Here is a 19,483-nt window from a genome sequence, read left to right on the forward strand (position 1 = left end):
GGCTTGCCCGCGAAGAGGCCGGTGCAGCGCAGCAATGTCTGAAGCCTGAAAAGCTTCGCGGGCAAGCCTCGCTCCAACGATGGATGCCTCACTTTATTCCCGGCCAGACGCAATCCCACAGGGGAACTGCGGTGCACGTCAATGCATGTGCATACCGCCATGCTCCGGCGCGTTCAGCGCGCGGGCGGTGGCGGTGACTTCGATGGTTTCTTTCTCGCCCTTGTCATCCTCAACGATGAGCGTCAGCGGCACGGCGTCGCCCTCTTTGATCGGCCCGGTCAGGTTGATCAGCATGATGTGGTAACCCTCCGGGTCGATGGCCACCGTCTTGCCGGCAGGCAGCGCGACTTCGGCGACCGGTTTCATGCTCATGACGTCGTTGACCATGCTCGACTGATGGATCTGCACGATCCCGGCGACGGGCGATTGAACACCCACCAGCTTGCTGTCGGTGGAGGCCGTGAGGCGCATGAATGCTCCGGTGGACGGCTGCTGCGGCACGGTCGCGCGGACCCAGGCGTCGTCGACCGTGGTCTGCGCGGACGCGTTCAGGCTAAAACCCAACAACAGCGCCAACGCCAACGGCTGGCCGAACGATGTAAACAAACGCGTGCGCATCAGCACACCTCCATGACGGTGGCCAGGTCTTCCGCACACTGTTTGGCGGAGAGTGACGGTGACAGGCCCAGGCGCAGGTTGCCCCGGGAATCGAAGACGAAACTGGTGGCCGAATGAGACATCGTGTACGTGTCGCCCAAGGGGACTTTCTCGTAGAACACCCCGAATTCCTTGGCCGTGGCGGCGGTTTCTTCCAGCGTGCCGGACAGCGCCACAAAGCTTGGATCGAACTGTTTGACGTAGTGGTCGATGATCGCGGGCGTATCGCGCTCCGGGTCCAGGGTGATGAAAATCACCTGCAGCGTGTCGCCGTCCGGGCCCATCAGCTTCTTGGCTTGCGCCGCCCGGGCCAGGGCCGTCGGACAGACCGCCGGGCATTGGGTGAAGCCGAAAAACACCATCGGCATGAGCCCGCGATAGCTGGTCAGCATTTTTACGTCGCCGTTGACGTCCTTTAGCTTGAACGTGCGCCCCAGGATCGTGTTGCTCAGGTCCTTGCCGTACTTGAACGACAAGGCGCTGGTGGAGCCGTCGCAGCCCGCGATCAGGCCCAGGCTCAGCAGGCTCATGCCGGTAAGCACCCGGCGACGGGTCAATAATCCATTCATGTTTTACCTTCCTCGCACGCAGGCCACAGGCGGCGCCACGCAGGTGAGCGGGCGCAGAATTTACCATCGGCGGCGCCCGGAAGTGTGTCACGAGGACATACGGGCCTGCGACAAAATGGCACACGCTGTGCGAGGCTTCGGCGCAGCGGGGATCATGGGCGATCGCCGGTCATTCTTCTGTACACTGCGTCCCCTTCGCAGGGCAACACTTCGCAAGTCAATTCAGGGAGCCGCCACATGGCGCCGAAGAGCAACCCCAAGGCAACGGAACCGTCAGTGTCGCTGGAAAGCCGCATTCGCGGTCGCTACGACCAGATGTCGGCGGTGGAGCAGAAGCTGTCGGACGTCATCCTCGCCTCCCCCGGCCATCTGGCGATGCAGACCGCCACCGAGCTGGCCATCAGCGCCGGCGTGTCCAAGGCCACCACCACCCGTTTCTTCCGCGCCCTGGGTTACGACTCCTACGACACCGCCCGCCGCGACGCGCGCAAGGCCAGCAGCGGCGGCTCTCCGCTGTACCTCCAGCATCTGGGTGACGAGGATCGAGACCCTCAGGCGCTGATCCAGCATCACCTGGATCAGGAGATCACCAATCTGGTGAAAACCTACGAATCCCTGTCCCAGCCTGATCTGTTCCAGATGGCGCAGGCCATCGCCAAGGCCCGTCGCGTGGTGCTGATCGGTTATCGCCACAGCCAGACCGTGGCGGTGATGTTTCGCAGGAACCTGATTCAGGTGCGCGGCGACATTCTGCTGCTGCCCGCAGCTGGCGACAGTCTGGCCGAGTACATCGCCGGGCTCGATGAGCGCGACGTCGCCATCTGCATCGGTCTGCGCCGGCGCGTGCCGCAGCTGGAAAGCGGCATGGTGGCGATGGCGGCGCTGGGGGTGCAGATTCTGTACGTCTCCGACGTGCTGGCGGGCAAACCGGCGAAGCTGGCGCGCTGGGTGATTCGCTGCCACACCGAAGGCAGCCTGATGTTCGACAGCATCGCCAGCGTCGCGGGCATCACCAACCTGCTGTGTTCGCTGGTGGGCAAGGAGCTGGCCGGGGAAAAAGCCACGCACCTGGCCCAGGTGGAAGTCCTGCACCAGCAGCTTGAAGAGCTGGAGTAGAGGGCAGGACGTGCGGCCCGGCGCACCATAAAAGCGCTGAGTTCGCACCACCGCAGAGCGCTCACACAGCCATCCTGAAACGCGGATTAGCCCAAAGAAACCAATGTTTCACGATTTAAATTCGTGAAACCCTTGTTTCTTAAGGCCCGCTGATTTTCTTTCGCCATCGTCCGCAAGGCTGGCACAGAACCTGCGATACCCCTTGTGTCTTCCTACCTGACCAAGGGCGCCATCATGAAAAAAACCTTCTCCGCATTCCCGTTTGCGCTGGCCGCCATCACGCTGGCTGCCAGCCTGCACGCCTCGGTTTCCCTGGCTGATACGCTGGACGACGTCAAAGCGCGCGGCACATTGGTAGTGGCAATCGACCCGACGTTCGCGCCGTACGAATACACCGACGACAGCGGCGCCATCACCGGCTACACCCCGGCGATCATGGCGCAGGTGGCCAAGACCCTCGGCGTGAAGGTTGAGTATCAGAAGATGGCGTTCAGCGGCATCATCCCGGCGCTGATTTCAGGCTCAGTGGACGCCGAAGGCTCCTCGCTGAACGTCACCGCCGAACGCGCCGGCAAGGTGTTGTTCGTCGCGCCCTTCGGCAAAAGCGTCAACGCGGTCATGACCCGCGCCGACGACAAGCGCCTTGATCCGGCCAGCCTGAAAATCGAAAGCCTGGCGGGCCTGAGCGCTGCAGTCAAAACCACCTCGGCGCCCGAGCAACTGGTCAAGCAGTTCAACGTCGAGCTCAAGGCAAAGGGCCTGGCCCCGATCAAGATCGTCGGCGTCGACAGCGTCGATCAGACCCTGTCCGCCCTGATGACCAAGCGCGCCGACTTCATCCTCGATGACATTACCGTGCTCGGCAGCCTGCGCAAGCAGCACCCGGACAACCTGCGCCAGGTCAGTGAGCTGGGGGACAGCCAGTGGATCAGCTGGGCCACGCGCAAAGACGACGTGCGCCTGAACAAAGCCATCAGCGACCAGATCATTGCGATGAAAAGCTCCGGCGAGCTGCAGAAATTGCAGCAGCAGTACCTGGGCGTGACCTTTGATCTGCCTTCCAGTGACTTCATTCCTGCCAAGTGAGAACACCCATGTCTTCGCCATCCACCCACGTTCACGTACCGGCCGGCCACGGTCGTACGTTCGAAGTGCGCAGCGGCCAGTTCATCACGGTGATCGACCGTGACGGCCAGCAAGCGGCGGATTTCGTCGCCATCGTCAACGGCGCGCCTGAGCAATACCTGTCGCCGACCCACACCCGTCGCCGCCTGGATTCGTTGTTTTTCGCGGTCGGCGACAGCCTGTATTCCAACGCCGACGAGCCGTTGCTGACCATCCTCCATGACACCGTCGGTGTGCATGACGCCAACGTTCCAGCCTGTGACTGCACGCGGTTCAGCGTCGACTTCGGCGTGGATGGCCACCGCAACTGCCTGGACAACATGCACGAAGGCCTGAGCCATTACGGCGTGTTGCCGGTGAACGTGCCCGAGCCGTTCAACCTGTTCCAGAACGGCCCGGTGACCGCCGATTGCCGCATGCAGGTCACCGACCCCACCAGCAAGGCCGGCGACCGGATCGTCTTCCGGGCGCTCAAGGACCTGGTGTGCGCGGTGTCGTCGTGCCCGCAGGACATCATTCCCGGCAACGGGCTGTTGGTCACCCCCATCGACATCGTCATCTCCGACGAAGCGCCCGCGCACGCCTGAGGATCGCCCCATGTTGTTAATGAAAGACGCCACCGAAACCCGCACGCCGCTGCCGATGCAGTCAGTCACGGTCCCCGCCGCCAGCGCCGGTTCCATCCTGGTCAAGCGCGGCCAGTTGCTGCGCATCACCGCGCGGGAAGACGGCGCCGTGGCAAGCCTGTTCGGTTTCAGCGAAGCGGAGCCCACGGTGCACCTGTCGGTGCATCACACCCGGGTGTTCAGCAACTCGTACGTGCTGGGCGCGGGCATGCGCCTGGTCAATAACCGTCGCCGTCCCGTGATGGTGCTGGGCAAGGACAGCGTCGGCAAACACGACCTGCTGATGCCGGCGTCCACCACCGCATTTCTGGCCGCCAACGGCTATGAAGGGCAGCCCGGTTGCGTCGAAGCGCTGGTCGCCGAACTGCAACGCCTGAACCGCCAGCAGCCGAAACTGCCGGACCCGATCAACCTGTTCATGAACGTGCAACTGGACCAGCAAGGCACGCTGACGCCGCAGCCCAACACGGTCAAAGCCGGTGATTCGGTGACCTGCCGCGTGGTGCTCGACACCGTGTTCGTGGTCTCGACCTGCTGCACCGGCATCGCCGGCAACGATAAGCCCGGCGCGGTCGAATTGTCCGTGGCCGAAGACCTCAGTGACTTCCCGGCCTGACCCATGACCACGAGCGCACAAATGCTCAATGCCCTGCCCGATCTGGCCAAGGGGCTTGTGGTGACGCTGGAACTGACGGTGCTGGCCGCCGTCACCAGCTTCATCATGGGCCACGTCATCTGGTGGCTGCGCGGGCGGTCGACGCCGCTGCTCCGTGGTGTCGGGCATTTGTATGTCAGCCTCATGCGCGGCGTGCCGTCGATTGTGCAGCTGTTCATCGTGTTCTTCTCGCTGCCGATGATTGGCCTTGGCGGCAAGCCGTTGCTGGCGGCGGTGCTGGCCATCGGGCTGAACAGCGCGGCGTATGTGGCCGAAGTCCTGCGCGCCAATTACCGGGTCCTGCCCCACGGCCAGACCGAGGCGTCCCACGCGTTGGGGCTGTCGGCGTTTCAGGTCTGGTGGTACGTCTCGGCGCCGCAAGCCCTGCGCAGCAGTCTGCCGGCGCTGGTCAACGAATTCACACTGGTGGTCAAGACCACGCCGCTGGCCTCGGTGGTGGCGGTGACTGAACTGACCTACGCCGGGCAACTGGTCATCGCCCGCACCTTCGAAGCCACACCGGTGCTGGCCTTGGTGGTCGCCGGGTATCTGCTGATCTGCTGGCCGACGCTCAAGCTGGCGCGACGGCTGGAACGTCGCTTCAACCGCGCGAGGAGTCACTGATGGATTGGTCGGCGATTCTCGACAACGCACCCGATCTGGCCGCCGGTTTGCTGGTTACCCTGCGCCTGAGCCTGATCTCGGTGTGCACCGCGCTTGCCCTCGGCGCGCTGCTGGCCTGGGCGCTGCTCAAAGGTCGTCCGTGGCTGCATGGGCTGGTCCGCGCGTACATCGATTTTGTGCTGGGCCTGCCGATGCTGGTCCTGATTTATCTGCTGTTTTTTATCCTGCCGGAATACGGCATCACCCTGAGTTCGCCGGTGGTCGGGGTCACGGCCCTGACGCTGTATTACGGACCGTACATGGGCGAAGTGCTGCGCGCCGCGTTCGGCGGTATCGCGCTTGGCCAATTTGAGGCCAGTGCCGCGCTGGGCTTGCGCCCGTGGGAAACCCTGCGCCACGTGCTGTTCAAGCAAGCCTTGCCGGTGGCGCTGCCGCCGTCGGTGGGCCTGATCATCGGCCTGATCAAGGACACCGCGCTGCTCTCGGTGGTGGGCGTGGAAGAGTTTATGTATGCCGCCAAGCAGGCTATTTCCACCAGCTACGCCCCGCTGGAAATCTATCTGATGGTCGCCCTCGCCTACTGGCTGATCACTGTGTTGCTGGACACTGCGGCCGGCTTTCTTGAGCGCCGCCTGCATCGCCATCGTCTGGCCTGAACCCGAATCTGCCTTTGAACTGGAGCTTACCCATGTCTGTCATCCCTTCGACCCTGACCATCCCCGCCGGCCACGGCAAAGCCGTCCGCCTGAAAGCCGGGCAATCGGTGCGCGTCATCAACACCCACGGCACCCAAGTGGTGGATTGCTGGGCCTGGAACGCCTATGACCTCGACGAGTTCATGTGCATGGAAGCCACGCGGGTGTGGACCCAGCACTTGAACCCGGTGGTGGGCGACAGCTTCGTCACCAGCGCGCGTCATCCGATACTGACCGTGGTGGAAGACACCTCCCCCGGCGTGCACGACACCTTCATGGCCGCCTGCGACCGTCGCCGTTACGAGTTGCTGGGCTGCACCCATTACCACCGCAACTGCAGCGACAACCTGTTCGAAGGCATGCTGGAACTGGGCGTGACCCCGCCGCGCCGCAACCTGGCCTCGTTCAATATCTTCATGAATATCCGCGTGCAGCCGGACAACATCACCCTGGCGACCTTGCCCACGGTCACCAATCCCGGCGACTTCATCACGCTACGGGCGGAGATGGACTGCTTCGTCGCGTTCTCCGCCTGCCCGCAGGACATCGTCAGCATCCAGGGCGCCGGCGATAACACGCCCAAGGACGCCGAACTGCAGATCATCGATGACGCGTTTGCGGCCATCAGCGTGAAAGGGCCCTGGGTGCCGGATCACGTTAAAACAGTACGATAAATGATGGTTCCCACGCTCCGCGTGGTAACCCCGCCTCCGACGCTCCGCGTCTCTCTGGTGACGCGGAGCGTCACGGGATGCATACCCACGCGGAGCGTGGGTACGATCAATTAAAAAAGGTAAATCCATGCACGCTCATCAACACGCCTTCGAGAAATACCTGAACCTGGCCGACGCGCGCCTGGGCACCGTCGCGCTGTCGGTCACCGACGACTGGTTCGCCGACGTCAACCGCCTGTTCCAGCACACCCCGGCGGTGTTCAAGGACGGCGTGTTCGACGACAACGGCAAATGGATGGACGGCTGGGAATCCCGGCGCAAGCGCCACGAAGGCTATGACCACGCCGTGATCCGCCTCGGGGTCGCCGGCACGCTGAAGGGCGTGGACATCGACACCTCGTTCTTCACCGGTAACTTCCCGCCTTCGGCGTCCATCGAGGGCTGCTTCCTGCAAGGCGCCGACCCTGACGCCGACACGGTCTGGACCGAAGTGCTGGGCGCCGTCGAACTGAGTGGCAACAGTCACCACTTCCACGCCCTGGACGACAGCGCGCCCTACAGCCATCTGCGGCTGAACATCTTCCCGGACGGCGGCGTCGCGCGCTTGCGGGTCTACGGCATCCCGCACAAGGACTGGTCGAACAACGATCCGGATGAAAGCGTGGACCTGTGCGCCGCGCTCAACGGCGGCCGCGCCATCGCCTGCTCGGACGAGCATTACGGTCAGATGGGCAACATCATCAACCCCGGTCGCGCCGCCGTCATGGCCGAAGGCTGGGAAACCGCCCGCCGTCGCACACCGGGCAATGACTGGGTGATCGTCGCGCTGGGCGTGGCCGGGGAAGTCGAGCGCATCCTGGTCGACACCCTGCACTACAAGGGCAACTACCCGGACCGCGTGTCGATCCAGGCCGCGTACGTCAAAGGCGGCACCGACGGCCAGATCGAAACCCAAAGCCTGTTCTGGCGCGAGCTGCTGCCCGAGCAAAAAATGGAAATGGACCGCGAGCATTTCTACCAGGCCGAACTGAATGCACTGGGCCCCATCACCCACGTGCGCCTGAACGTCTTCCCGGACGGCGGCGTCAGCCGGTTGCGGTTGTTCGGCAAGCCCGTGCGCAAGAGCAGCTAACCCCCGGCCCCTTGAATCGCGGTGTGCCAGACACACCGCAATCGCAGCCTTTGGCGGCTCGGCAGCTCGGCAGCTCCACAATTGCCTGCGTTCGGCTGAATAAGTGCGAGCATCTTCCGCTTTTGATTCTGGCCGGAGGCCGTGGGAGCTGGCTTGCCTGCGATCTGCCGGGAACCGGCAGCAGAACCTGAGCGTGCGATCTCTCTGGACTGCCGACGCGTCCGATCTTAGGGCCGCTGCGCACCCCATCGTCGGCAAGCCAGACTCCCACGCCCTCCGGGCAGAAGCAGGATGGCGGCGCCCCCTAAATAACCACCCCCCCTGTAGGAGCGAACGTGTTCCCGAAGCGTCATACCTGATACGCCCGTTCTGCCGCTTCGCCAAAAAGTTGGCTCCTACAGAGGGTGCGCGGTCGCAGATGAAGATTTCCTCATAACGGCGATTGCCCGTGGTCCCCTCAGCCCCAGCGCTATATACTTTTTTACATACCGTTGTCTTGAGCGTTCGATGTTCCCCTCTTCCCGCTTCTCCCTCTGGCTCAGCCTGTGTCTGCTGTGTGCCGCGACGCTGATTGCACTGCTGGTGGGGCGCTATTGGATTTCACTCGCTGAGTTCCTGCGTTTCATCCTTCACCCATTAGGTATGAGCGACCTGCCTGACGGGCGCGCCCAGCTGCTCCACAGCCTGATCCTCGACGCGCGCCTGCCCCGCGTCATCGCCGCCGTGCTGGTGGGTGCCGGGCTGTCGGTGTCCGGCGCGGCGTATCAGGCGGTGTTCCGCAATCCGCTGGTGTCGCCGGGGTTGCTGGGGGTGCTCAGCGGTTGTGCATTCGGTGCGGCGCTGGGGATCCTCTGGCACTGGCAGGCGCTGCCCATTGCACTGCTGGCATGTGTCACCGGGCTGACCGCCGTGGCGGTAGGCGTCGGCATTGCGCATATGTTCCAGACCTCCTCGATCCTGCTGCTGGTGCTCGGCGGCATCGTCGCCAATGCCCTGTTCACCTCGCTTCTGTCGATCACTCAATACGTGGCCGACCCGGTGGATCAGCTGCCCAGCATCGTCTATTGGCTACTGGGCAGTCTCAGTGCGGTGGATCAACACACCCTGATGTGGATCGCCCCCATTCTCGCGCTGGCCATCGTGCTGCTATGCCTCGGCGACCGGGCCATCGACGCGCTGTCACTGAGCGACGACGAGGCCTACAGCCTCGGCGTGCCGGTGCAGAAAATCCGATACGGCGTGATCATTCTCGCAACGCTGATCTGCGCCTTGACCGTCAGCCTGGCCGGGATGGTCGGCTGGATCGGCCTGCTGGTGCCGCACCTGGCGCGCTTGTTGGTGGGCCCTGGCAATGTGCGCTTGCTGCCGGTGAGCGCCTGCTTGGGCGGCGTGTTTCTGCTGGCGGCGGATGGCGTCGCGCGCAGTGTCTCGGCCGGAGAAATCCCCCTGGGGATCATCACTGAATTGTTCGGCGCCATCGCCTTCGTGCTGGTGCTGCACCGCGTGCGCAAGGGCTGGTTATGAGCGTGCTGCAGGCTGACCGTCTGAGTTATCGCCTCGGCCACCGGCTGATCCTCGATGACCTGTCCCTGACCATCCACCCCGGCGACAACATTGCGCTGCTGGGTGCCAACGGCGCCGGCAAAAGCACGCTGCTGCGCCTGCTGCTGGGGCTGCTGAAACCGGCCAGCGGGCAAGTGCTGCTCGACGGTCAACCGTTACCGACCTTGAGCCGCCGCGCCATCGCCCGGCAACTGGCGTATGTGCCGCAAACCCATGTGCCGAGTTTCCCGTTCAGCGTCGCGCAGATCGTCGCTCAGGGCCGCTTGCCGGTGACCGGCCTGGGACGTGCGCCGGGCGTCGCCGATGAGCAGGCGGTAACCGACGCGCTGACGCAACTGGGCATCGCTCACCTGCAAACGCGGCCCTACACCGAGCTGTCCGGCGGCGAATGCCAGCTGGTGCTGATTGCCCGGGCGATGGTGCAAAAGGCCCGGCTGATCATTCTCGACGAGCCGGTCACGGGCCTCGATTACGGCCACCAGTTGCGCCTTCTGGCCTTGCTCCAGCGCTTGGCCGACCAGGGCTTGAGCGTGTTGTCCAGCAGCCATCGCCCGGAACAGGCGCTGGCCGCCGCCAGCCGCGTACTGGTGCTGCACGCAGGCCGGCTGATCGCCGATGGCACGCCGCGTGACGTCATCGACAGCGACCTGATGCAGCGCCTTTATCACGCCACCGTGCGGCAGATCGATGCCGACGGACACCGATTTTTTATCCCTTGCTGAGCCTTCCACCGATGAAACGTTCACGTGCACCCCGCCTTGTTTTTGCGCCCTTGTTGTTGAGCGTTGCCGTTCAAATGGCCCACGCCGACGAGGTGCAACTGGCACCCATTGATGTCAGCGCCGACGATTCCATCGCGCAGCAGGCACGGGACAAATCCGCCACCGTCGGGCCCATGGGCCAGCGCCGTTTGCAGGACACGCCCTACTCGATCAGCGTCGTGCCGCGCGACTTGATCGACAGCCAGCAGCTCAAGAGTTTCAAGGACATCATCCGTTACCTGCCGTCGGTGCAGGCCGACGGCGCACGCCCCCAGACCCGCGGCCTGCAGGGCAGCGTGGTGCAGAACAGCCGGCTCGACGGGCTGAACGTGGTCTCGACCACCGATTACCCGGCCGAGCAACTGGGCGGGGTTGAAGTGCTCAGTGGACTGTCCGGCTCGCTGTACGGCCCGGCCAACCCGGCGGGCACCTTCAACCTGCTGTCCAAGCGCCCCACCGACTTCACCCGCAACCGGGTCACCGTGGGCGTCGGCACCGGCTTGAGCTGGCTGAAAGCCGCCGACCTCAGCGGCCCGTTCGACCCCGAAGGCAAGATCAAATACCGCCTCAACGTCGCCGACGAGCAGGGCCACAGTTACGCGCAGGGCAGCACCTTGCGCCGGCAACTGGTGAGCCTGGCGACGGATTTCCAGATCAGCGACGACAGCGTGATCGAAACCAACTTCAGCCACTACAGCTACCTCGCCAAAGGCCTGCCGGGCAAATTCGCCGTGGCCTCGGGGGTCAAGCTGCCCAACGCGCCGGACGCGACGCGCAGCAACCTGGGCCAGAACTACGCCGGCGACAACAACACTACCGACACCGGCAGCCTGCACTTCAAGCATGACTACAACGGCAACTGGAAACTCGACGTCGGCGCGCTGCGGCAGATCGCCGACCGCGAATCCACCGGCGTCACCAACACCCTGATCAACAACAACGGCACCTATCGCTCATCGGTCGCCAGCGCCACGGCCAGCCGCTTCACCATCAACAGCTACCTGGCCAACCTTAACGGCACGGTCTACACCGGGCCGATCCAGCACGAGCTGACCTTCGGCCTGACCGGTTTTGATTGGGATAACTACAACCCCGTCTCCGGCAGGACCCAGACCCTGGGCACCGCCTCGCTGAGCAACCCGCAAAGCTTCGCCGAACCCGATTACCCCGACTTCACTGACCGCTACCACTCGGCCAACGCCAAGCAGCGCTCGTTCATCATGGGCGACACGCTGACGTTCACCCCGCAGTGGAGCGTCATGCTCAGCGGCAGCCAAAGCCGCTTGACCGCCGACAACTACACCCTGGCTGACGTGCACACCTCGTCCAAAGATTCCGGCATCAGCACCGCCAGCAGCCTGTTGTACAAGCCGGTGGATGACCTGACGTTTTACCTCACCTACGCCGACAGCCTGCAACAAGGCGACAGCGCCGCAGCAGGCAGCAGCAATGTGGGCAGCATCCTGGCGCCGTACCGCAGCCGCATGTGGGAGCTGGGCAGCAAGTGGGTGGTCAGCGGCGTGAACCTGTCGCTGGCGGCGTTCCAGGTCAAGCGTCCGTTCGCCTATACCCAGGCCGACAACGTGTATGCCATCGCCGGCGAGCAACGTAACCGGGGCCTTGAGTTTCTGGCCGACGGCAACGTCACGCAACACCTGAAAATGTACGGCGGCCTTACCTGGCTCGATCCCAAATTGTTGTCCACCGGCAACGCCAGCACCGAAGACACGCGCATCGTCGGCCTGTCCCGGGTCACCGCCAGCCTGCTGACCGAATACCGCATCGATCAGGTGCCCGGCCTCGCGGTCAATCTCAACGCGCGTTACGTGGGCCCACGCCCCACCGATGACAGCAACGATCACTGGGTCGGCAGCTACGAAACCTTCGACATCGGCGCCAGCTACAGCACCCGGCTGGTGGAGCGCGACACGGTCTATCGCCTGGAAATGACCAACGTCGGCAACGCGCATTACTGGACCAACATCGTCCCCGGCGGTTTGAACGGTTACACCGGTGCGGGCCAGGCGAGCGCTTCACCGGCTGCGCCACGGATGTTGCAGGCCTCGATTCAGGTGGACCTGTAAATGGGCGCGGGTGTGTTGAAGCGCGGGAGGGCATGGTGGGTGGGTTGTTTGTGGGTGATGGGTCTGAGCGCCAACGCCCAGGCGGCGAACGAGCGGCAGGTGACCGATGACAGCGGGCAATCCGTGAAGGTCTCGGCGGAACCGATGCGCATCGCCGATGCCTGGTACGCGCACCACGTGCTGCTGATGACCCTGGGCGCCGGGCCACGCATCGTCGCCACAGTCAATCACGCTCGCAGCCAGCCGTGGATGTTCAAAGTGCTGCCGAGCCTGAACCAGGCCACGCGCGTCGAAGGCACGGCGTTCAACGTCGAAGGACTGCTGGCCGATGGGGTCGATCTGGTGTTCACCGCCACAGGCGATCGGCAGGCCCTGGCCTATCAGCAAGTGGGCTTGCCGGTGATGCGCATGGGTTATACGGACCTTGCCGGCTTGCAACGCTCGATGCTGGCCACGGCGCAGGCCTTGGGCGGTACGCAACCCATGGCGCGGGCCGAGGCGTACAACCAGTACCTGAACACGCAACTGACCCATGTGCAGGGCAAAGTCAGCACGTTGACGACCGAGCAACGACCTCGGGTGCTACACATCGCCTCGGTCAATCCGCTGAAGGTCGACGGCAGCGACACCCTGATCGACGACTGGATCAGGATCGCCGGCGGACGCAACGCCGCCACCGGCCTGACCGGCAACCTGCAGATGGTCTCCGCCGAGCAAGTGCTGGCCTGGCAACCGGACGTGGTGATCCTGGCGGCGAACGCCGGCGATTTGAGTCAGGCGGCACAAGCGCCGCTGCTGGCCGAGCTCAAGGCCGTAAAAGACGGCCACGTGCTGCGCAACCCGGCGGGCGTATTCCCGTGGGATCGCTACGGCACCGAAGTGGCGCTGCAGCTTCAATGGGCGGCGCAACAGCTGCATCCCCGGCTGTTTCAGGGCGTCAACATGCTCGACGAGACCGCGGCGTTCTACCAGCGATTCTTCGATTACCCCCTGAGCCAGGCCGACGCCCGCCTCATCCTTCAGGGCCTGCCGCCCAGCCGATAACGCCGGGTGATTGACCATCCCAGCAGCCCGATCGTCCCCACGCTCCGCGTGGGAATGCAGCCCCGGACGCTCCGCGTCCTGTGACGCAGAGCGTCATCCCCTGCGCTACCACGCGGAGCGCGGGAGCGATCATCAAACGCCCCCTTTTCTGTAGGAGCTGACGAGCCCGTGCGAGGCTGCGATGCGGTGTGTCAGGTGTACTGCATCGCAGCCTCCCTCCGGGTCGGCAGCGCCTACACGTCCGTTCAGGCCAGTGAGATTGCGCACGCCTCAGAACATGCCTACTGTCTTATGGCCCGCGTAATCGCCCGCCCGACGAACCAAAAAGGAAGCGCCGATGACTCGCCTCACCGCCAAAGACTTTGCTCCCGAATTGCTCGAACTCTACGACTACTACGCCCATGGCCGGATCAACCGGCGGGAGTTTCTGGACCGGGCGGCGGCGTTCACGCTGTGCGGTCTCACGGCGTCGGCGATGCTGGCGTCACTGAGCCCGAACTACGCGCTGGCCGAACAGGTGTCGTTCACTGACCCGGATATCGTTGCCGAGTACATCACCTACCCCTCGCCCAAGGGCAACGGCACGGTGCGGGCGTACCGGGTCCGGCCCGCCAAGGCCAGCGGCAAATTGCCGGCGGTGGTGGTCGCCCATGAAAACCGTGGGCTCAATCCTTACATCGAAGACGTGGCCCGCCGCCTGGGCAAGGCCGGGTTTATCGCGCTGGCACCGGACGGACTGACCTCGGTGGGCGGTTATCCCGGCAATGACGACAAGGGCCGCGAGCTGCAGCAACAGGTGGACCCGACCAAACTGATGAACGACTTTTTCGCCGCCATCGAGTGGCTGATGAACCACGACACCGGCACCGCCAAAGTCGGGATCACCGGGTTCTGCTACGGCGGCGGCGTGGCCAACGCTGCGGCGGTGGCGTACCCCGAGCTGGCGGCCGCCGTGCCGTTCTACGGACGCCAGCCGAAAGCCGAAGATGTCGCGCGGATCAAGGCGCCGCTGTTGCTGCACTACGGAGAACTGGATAAAAGCATCAACGAAGGCTGGCCAGCGTACGAACAGGCGTTGAAAACAGCAGGCAAAACCTACGAAGCCTATATCTACCCTGGCGCCAACCACGGTTTTCATAACGACTCGACCCCACGCTACGACGAAGCCGCCGCGAACCTGGCATGGGAACGAACGCTGACGTGGTTTCGACGGTATCTGGTCTAACCTTCGGGCACCTGTCAGCCAGCGCGGCTGACGGGGCGCCTTACGCTTCGGTGTAGTCCACCGGCTACAAGCAAACACACCCCCTCCCACTTCGCTCAACAACGTGCCTGACATGCAAGGGCGCGGCGCGCCTGCCTACTCCCCTCCAGATTCGTGTGCGGCAAAGGATGGCCAGTGCAAGACCGTACTCCGCGCACTCAACGCGCCGGGAGTCAGCGGTATTTGTCCACTGGCCGGACACGCTGCCAGGGAGAGAGGGGATGTATTTAGGGGACATCGTGCCTGCATGGCGCGATCTGGAACGACGCTTCGCCGCCCATACGCACGAGCCGCTGAGCTACAGCGCACAGGGCGACACACACCTGTACGCCGCCCGGCTCGGCCTGCGCCGTTTCAACAGCGTAAGGTCCGCGTTTGATCTGGCCGGACCGGACGCCGCCTACCTCCTGAAACAACGCTTCGCGGCCCTCGACATCGCCAGCGTTCTTGACGATCTGCTCGGTGTCGTCACGCAAATGGCAACGATCATCGTCGGCGGCGCCTTGACTGGCGGGGTGATCGGCGCAGGGGCCGGTGTGTTTGCCGGGGGCGCCGGTGCCTACCCCCTCGGTGTTGCCGGCGCCGCCATGGGACTGCAAATCAGCACCTGGCTATTAGGGATGCTGGGGCTGACATCCATCGCCGAGTTTTTCATCGACGGTCTGCCACGCATTGCCGGGTACTACGTGAGCGGCATCGAGATCGCCTGGAACGGCCCCAAGAGCGACACAGGCTTATGTCATATCAGACCGGATTGCCCGTTTGCCCGGCGCTCGGCGGCGCAACAGATCGCACTGGCGCATGTGGAGGTCGTGGTGCTGTTGCTGGGCGCCATCGTCGAATACCTCACGCGGGGCCGAGGCGATGCGAACGTTCTGGCACAGCAGATGCGGTCCAGCCGCAAAGGCGCGCGACTGGGCGCCTGGATGCTCAAGCATGAAGACGCGCTGAAAAAAAGGCCCGATCTGGGCGCATCAAAGCCAAACCGGGGGACGCTCGGTCCGCCGCCGCCATCGCACCACCCGACGCACCCACCCGAAAAAGACACTGCGCCGCCCAAACCCACGCCGACTACCATGGCGCGTCATGAAGTCGAGTGCTTCAAGGCCGACAACATGCCAGCGTCCAAGATCGGTGAGTTCGAGCGACAGTTGAAGGGGCAGGAAGACGGGCTGAATCGGCTGACGGTTGATGAGTATCTTGAGAACATTGCCAATCCGATGAAGCGCAGCCCGAGCGCTGCAAGGAAGGCCCGGCGGGAACTGGAAGACAAACTGATAAACCGCTTTCAAGAGGAACTCTTGCAAACTCTCGGTCCAAGAGAAGCCAGAGCGCAAAGCATAGAAAGAGCCAGGCAAACCCTGTCAAATCTTGCAGGGCTCCACAATCCTGATTTGAGCGCTGGAGGCCGGGATGTCATTGCCGACTTCGGGGACAGGCAAGTTAACTCCAGTATTGGACCGCAATGGAGATCAAAGATAAAACGCCTGGAAAGCGCAGCACAGACAGTGCCTGTGTCTATGCGCGGCGGCACCTATCTCAATGTCAAACTTCATAAATGTTGAGGAGCAACAACAATGGATGAGGTGTTTTCCATGTTTCTGGAGACGTTTGGTGGACCGGTGGACCGTCAAGAAGTCCCGGCGTCCAGCATCGAACGGTATAGAGGCAAGCTACCCGCGCAGCTACTTGAGTATTGGAATGAACATGGCTGGTGCGGATACGCAGAGGGTCTTTTCTGGATCGTTAACCCGAAGGAATACGAAGAGGTAGTCGCTTATTGGATTGAAAACACCCAATTTGCGACGTCTGACACCTACCACCTCATTGCACGTAGTGCCTTTGGTGACTTGTACCTATGGGGAGAAAATACAGGCGCCTCACTCAAGATAACCAGTTATCTCTCTCGTTACACCACGCACACATCGATCTACACAGGCGCACAGATGGATAAGGGACTTCGTTCCTTTCTGCTTTCCAGGCAGGTTGACTCCAACGACTACGGCGACCTGTTCAAACCCGCCACCCAAAAACTCGGCGTCCTGCGTCACGATGAGATGTACGGTTTTGTTCCGGCGCTAATGCTGGGCGGCCGCGATACGCTCCAACATCTGGAGAAGGTAAAAGCAGTGGAACATTTGATCCTGCTGTCTCAACTCGCCGAGCTTCAGCCGTACGATTTTTCGGATGTTTAACAGGTGCAGTACTTCGTTGGCGTCTGCTGTCGAAGCTGGCAACGATGAGTGTCACGACCGTTGAAAGTGCACCACCCCTCCCCGCCTCACGCGTGTTGCCCGGCCCATTGCGGCTGAGCAGGCGCCTTCGGAGTTCGCCGATTCATGATGTCATTTCCCCGCCTCACGGCCTTTGCGGATCAATCTCGGCGTGCGCTGGGTCTGGTGTGGAGCACGTCCAGAGGACTGTTCATTGGCTTGATGGTGGCGACGTTGATCGCCGGTGTGTTGCCCGCGCTGGCAGCGTGGATCGGCCAGCGCATCGTCGACGCGGTGCTCGAAGGCATTCAACTGCACGCCGACCAAGGTCATGCGCCGCTGTGGCCGGTGTTGCGTTTCGTGCTCGCCGAAGCGGGTGTGCTGGCCCTGCTGGCCGCCGCGCAACGGGCGTTGTCGGTGCAGCAGTCGCTGTTGCGGGTGCAGCTGGGGCAGAAGGTCAACCTGCTGATTCTGGAAAAAGCGCAGACGCTGTCGCTGCTGCAGTTCGAGGATTCGGATTTCTACGACAAGCTGGTGCGCGTGCGCCGGGACGCCTCAACGCGGCCGTTGGGGCTGGTGATCAAATCCCTGGGCCTGGTGCAGAACCTCATCTCGCTGGTGAGTTTCGCCGTGCTGCTGGTGCACTTTTCGCCCTGGGCGCTGGCGATTCTAGTGGTGGCCGCCCTGCCGGTGTTCTTCTCCGAGACGCATTTTTCCGGCGACGCCTTCCGCCTCTTCACCCGCCGCGCGCCGGAAACCCGCCAGCAGAATTACATCGAAGCGCTGCTTTCCCAGGAAGGCCACATCAAGGAAGTGAAGCTGTTCGGCATCGCGCCGTTGTTGCTTCAGCGCTACCGGGAGACGTTCACCCGGCTCTACGCCGAGGACCGGCGCCTGACCCTGCGCCGGGATGGCTGGGGTTTTGTCCTGGGACTGCTCGGCACCCTGGGTTTTTACGTGGCGTATGCGTGGGTCGTGCTGGACACCGTGAACGGCACCACCACCCTGGGCCAGATGACCATGTACCTGGTGTTGTTCAAGCAGGGCCAATCGGCGATCAGTTCCAGCCTCAGCGCCATCGGTGGGCTGTACGAAGACGGGCTGTACCTGACCCACCTGCACGAATACCTGGCCCAGCCGGTCAACACCGAAACCGGGCACCTGACCACCGGCTCGCAACCCGGCGACGGATTGCGTTTTGAAGGGGTCGGATTTACCTATCCCGGCGCCTCGCACCCTGTGTTGCGCGGCATCGACCTGCACCTCAAACCCGGCCAGAGCCTGGCGCTGGTGGGCGAAAACGGCTCCGGCAAGACCACGCTGATCAAACTGCTGACCCGGCTTTATGCCCCGAGCGAAGGCCGAATCCTGCTGGACGGCAGTGATCTGCAGGCATGGGATCAAGGGACACTGCACCGGCGTATCGGCGTGATTTTCCAGGACTATCTGCGCTACCAGATGAAGGTCGGTGAAAACCTGGGGGTTGGCGACGTCCGCGCCTTCGATGATGAAACCCGCTGGCGCGAGGCCGCCGCGCAAGGCATGGCCGCGACCTTCATTGACGGCCTCGACAACGGCTATCAGACGCAATTGGGCAAATGGTTTGCCGGCGGACAGGAGCTGTCAGGCGGCCAGTGGCAGAAGATCGCCCTGTCCCGCGCCTACATGCGCCGTGACTCCGACATCCTGATCCTCGACGAGCCCACGGCTGCACTGGATGCCGGCGCCGAGGCGGCCGTCTTCGAGCATTTCCGGGCGTACGCCAAAGGGCGGATGAGCCTGCTGATCTCGCACCGCTTTTCCAGTGTGCGCAACGCCGAACACATCGTGGTGCTGGACCGGGGCAGCATTCTGGAGCGCGGCGACCATGAGAGTCTGATGGCGCAGGCCGGGCGCTATGCCCAGCTGTTTGACCTTCAGGCCCGGGGCTATCGCTAGCCCGCACGGCAGGATCGAGTATGAGCATTTCCGGGTTTTGGCGAGCGGCGCTGAGGTGGCATAGCGCGCGAAAAGCGACCGTTCATCGGCTCGTTCAAAGCGGAATCATTTTCAATTGTCTTTTCACAAAATATTCACGCCCTAACCGTCATCTTCTCTTTACTCCTTTTGATCCTCTTTAAGCCCGCCGCCCCAGCGGGCTTTTTTCTGCCTGTCGTTTGGGGATCAGCTTGAGAACGGTACTGTTTCTTTCTGCGGGCCACGGTCGGCTTTTGCCGAAGGCGTGGGCGCTGACGTGTCTGCGATCTGGCGCGCAGCGTCAGCAAAATCCGAGCACGCAGTGCGGCCAGAATCAAACGCTGCGAACGGTCTACACTCCCCGACATTGATCCTTGATACGGCGACCGAGAACCCGATGACCTTCGACTGGCACAGCCACCCCATCACTGCCACCACCCCCGTTGATCCCCGGTACAAAAACACCCAGAACGTGCGGCGCTTCCTGACGGAACAGTGCGGCGCGGCGTTTCGCTTTGATCGGGATTTCATGGCCTGGATCAAGGACGGCACGTCCAAGACCATGGGCGATGTCGCGATTGAGTGGACACGAAGAAATCCAGACGCCACCGCTTAGCCTGCAGGAGCGCGCTTGCCCGCGAAAGGCAATGGATCAGCCGCCACAGAGGCGTCAGATGTGCCGGCCCCTTCGCGGGCAAGCCTCGCTCCAACAGGTCAGATGCTCG

The 19,483-nt window shown here is 63.1% G+C and carries 19 protein-coding genes; 17 read left to right on the forward strand and 2 right to left on the reverse strand.

The features are described 5' to 3' along the window. Positions 1–138 precede the first annotated feature (138 nt). Both ABQX22_RS09320 and ABQX22_RS09325 read right to left on the reverse strand, forming a co-directional pair. On the reverse strand, positions 139–618 hold the full coding sequence (locus ABQX22_RS09320; protein WP_349798730.1) for a copper chaperone PCu(A)C: 480 nt from the start codon (positions 616–618) through the stop codon (positions 139–141). Further along, positions 618–1,226 carry an SCO family protein gene (locus tag ABQX22_RS09325; RefSeq protein WP_349798732.1) on the reverse strand — a complete coding sequence of 203 codons (609 nt, stop codon included), beginning with the start codon at positions 1,224–1,226 and terminating at the stop codon, positions 618–620. The genes ABQX22_RS09320 and ABQX22_RS09325 overlap by 1 nt, the downstream gene beginning before the upstream one ends. Before the next feature lie 237 nt (positions 1,227–1,463). On the opposite strand from ABQX22_RS09325, the gene ABQX22_RS09330 reads away from it, so the two are divergent. The 17 genes from ABQX22_RS09330 (at position 1,464) to ABQX22_RS09410 (ending at position 19,374) form a co-directional block, all read left to right on the forward strand. Next, the gene (locus ABQX22_RS09330) at positions 1,464–2,342 is read left to right on the forward strand and encodes a MurR/RpiR family transcriptional regulator (RefSeq protein WP_349798734.1); all 879 of its coding nucleotides are present in this window, start codon (positions 1,464–1,466) and stop codon (positions 2,340–2,342) included. 234 nt (positions 2,343–2,576) lie between these two features. After that, positions 2,577–3,428 carry a transporter substrate-binding domain-containing protein gene (locus tag ABQX22_RS09335; RefSeq protein WP_349798736.1) on the forward strand — a complete coding sequence of 284 codons (852 nt, stop codon included), beginning with the start codon at positions 2,577–2,579 and terminating at the stop codon, positions 3,426–3,428. Positions 3,429–3,436: 8 nt separating this feature from the next. Beyond that, positions 3,437–4,054, forward strand: coding sequence for an urea carboxylase-associated family protein (locus tag ABQX22_RS09340; protein ID WP_349798738.1), 618 nt, complete (start codon positions 3,437–3,439; stop codon positions 4,052–4,054). A 10-nt stretch (positions 4,055–4,064) separates the two neighbouring features. After that, a complete protein-coding gene (locus tag ABQX22_RS09345) occupies positions 4,065–4,709 on the forward strand; it encodes an urea carboxylase-associated family protein (protein WP_349798740.1) in 645 nt (214 codons plus the stop codon). A 3-nt stretch (positions 4,710–4,712) separates the two neighbouring features. Then, positions 4,713–5,372, forward strand: a complete 660-nt coding sequence (locus ABQX22_RS09350) for an amino acid ABC transporter permease (protein WP_349798742.1) — start codon at positions 4,713–4,715, stop codon at positions 5,370–5,372. Continuing rightward, complete coding sequence (locus ABQX22_RS09355; RefSeq protein ID WP_349798744.1) at positions 5,372–6,028, forward strand: amino acid ABC transporter permease; 657 nt, start codon at positions 5,372–5,374, stop codon at positions 6,026–6,028. The genes ABQX22_RS09350 and ABQX22_RS09355 overlap by 1 nt, the downstream gene beginning before the upstream one ends. Positions 6,029–6,060: 32 nt before the next feature. Beyond that, entirely contained in the window at positions 6,061–6,741 is a 681-nt protein-coding gene (locus ABQX22_RS09360) for an urea carboxylase-associated family protein (protein ID WP_349798746.1), read from the forward strand. Between the two features lie 127 nt (positions 6,742–6,868). Then, positions 6,869–7,873, forward strand: coding sequence for an allantoicase (gene alc / locus ABQX22_RS09365; RefSeq protein WP_349798748.1), 1,005 nt, complete (start codon positions 6,869–6,871; stop codon positions 7,871–7,873). Between the two features lie 507 nt (positions 7,874–8,380). Beyond that, positions 8,381–9,397 carry a FecCD family ABC transporter permease gene (locus tag ABQX22_RS09370; protein WP_349798750.1) on the forward strand — a complete coding sequence of 339 codons (1,017 nt, stop codon included), beginning with the start codon at positions 8,381–8,383 and terminating at the stop codon, positions 9,395–9,397. Then, on the forward strand, positions 9,394–10,158 hold the full coding sequence (locus tag ABQX22_RS09375; RefSeq protein WP_349798752.1) for an ABC transporter ATP-binding protein: 765 nt from the start codon (positions 9,394–9,396) through the stop codon (positions 10,156–10,158). Before ABQX22_RS09370 ends, ABQX22_RS09375 begins: the two co-directional genes overlap by 4 nt. 11 nt (positions 10,159–10,169) lie before the next feature. Beyond that, the gene (locus ABQX22_RS09380; protein WP_349798754.1) at positions 10,170–12,281 is read left to right on the forward strand and encodes a TonB-dependent receptor; all 2,112 of its coding nucleotides are present in this window, start codon (positions 10,170–10,172) and stop codon (positions 12,279–12,281) included. A 39-nt stretch (positions 12,282–12,320) separates the two neighbouring features. Further along, positions 12,321–13,325, forward strand: coding sequence for an ABC transporter substrate-binding protein (locus tag ABQX22_RS09385; protein WP_349798756.1), 1,005 nt, complete (start codon positions 12,321–12,323; stop codon positions 13,323–13,325). A 337-nt stretch (positions 13,326–13,662) separates the two neighbouring features. Next, a complete protein-coding gene (gene yghX / locus ABQX22_RS09390) occupies positions 13,663–14,550 on the forward strand; it encodes a YghX family hydrolase (protein ID WP_349798758.1) in 888 nt (295 codons plus the stop codon). A gap of 260 nt (positions 14,551–14,810) precedes the next feature. Further along, complete coding sequence (locus ABQX22_RS09395) at positions 14,811–16,154, forward strand: DUF6861 domain-containing protein (protein WP_349798760.1); 1,344 nt, start codon at positions 14,811–14,813, stop codon at positions 16,152–16,154. Between the two features lie 12 nt (positions 16,155–16,166). After that, on the forward strand, positions 16,167–16,784 hold the full coding sequence (locus tag ABQX22_RS09400; RefSeq protein WP_349798762.1) for a GAD-like domain-containing protein: 618 nt from the start codon (positions 16,167–16,169) through the stop codon (positions 16,782–16,784). Between the two features lie 144 nt (positions 16,785–16,928). Continuing rightward, entirely contained in the window at positions 16,929–18,740 is a 1,812-nt protein-coding gene (locus ABQX22_RS09405; protein ID WP_349798764.1) for an ABC transporter ATP-binding protein, read from the forward strand. A gap of 415 nt (positions 18,741–19,155) precedes the next feature. After that, positions 19,156–19,374, forward strand: coding sequence for a DUF6434 domain-containing protein (locus tag ABQX22_RS09410; protein WP_349798766.1), 219 nt, complete (start codon positions 19,156–19,158; stop codon positions 19,372–19,374). The last annotated feature ends 109 nt before the right edge of the window (positions 19,375–19,483 follow it).

Source organism: Xanthomonas sp. WHRI 1810A (assembly GCF_040202885.1).
Taxonomy (GTDB): Bacteria; Pseudomonadota; Gammaproteobacteria; order Pseudomonadales; family Pseudomonadaceae; genus Aquipseudomonas.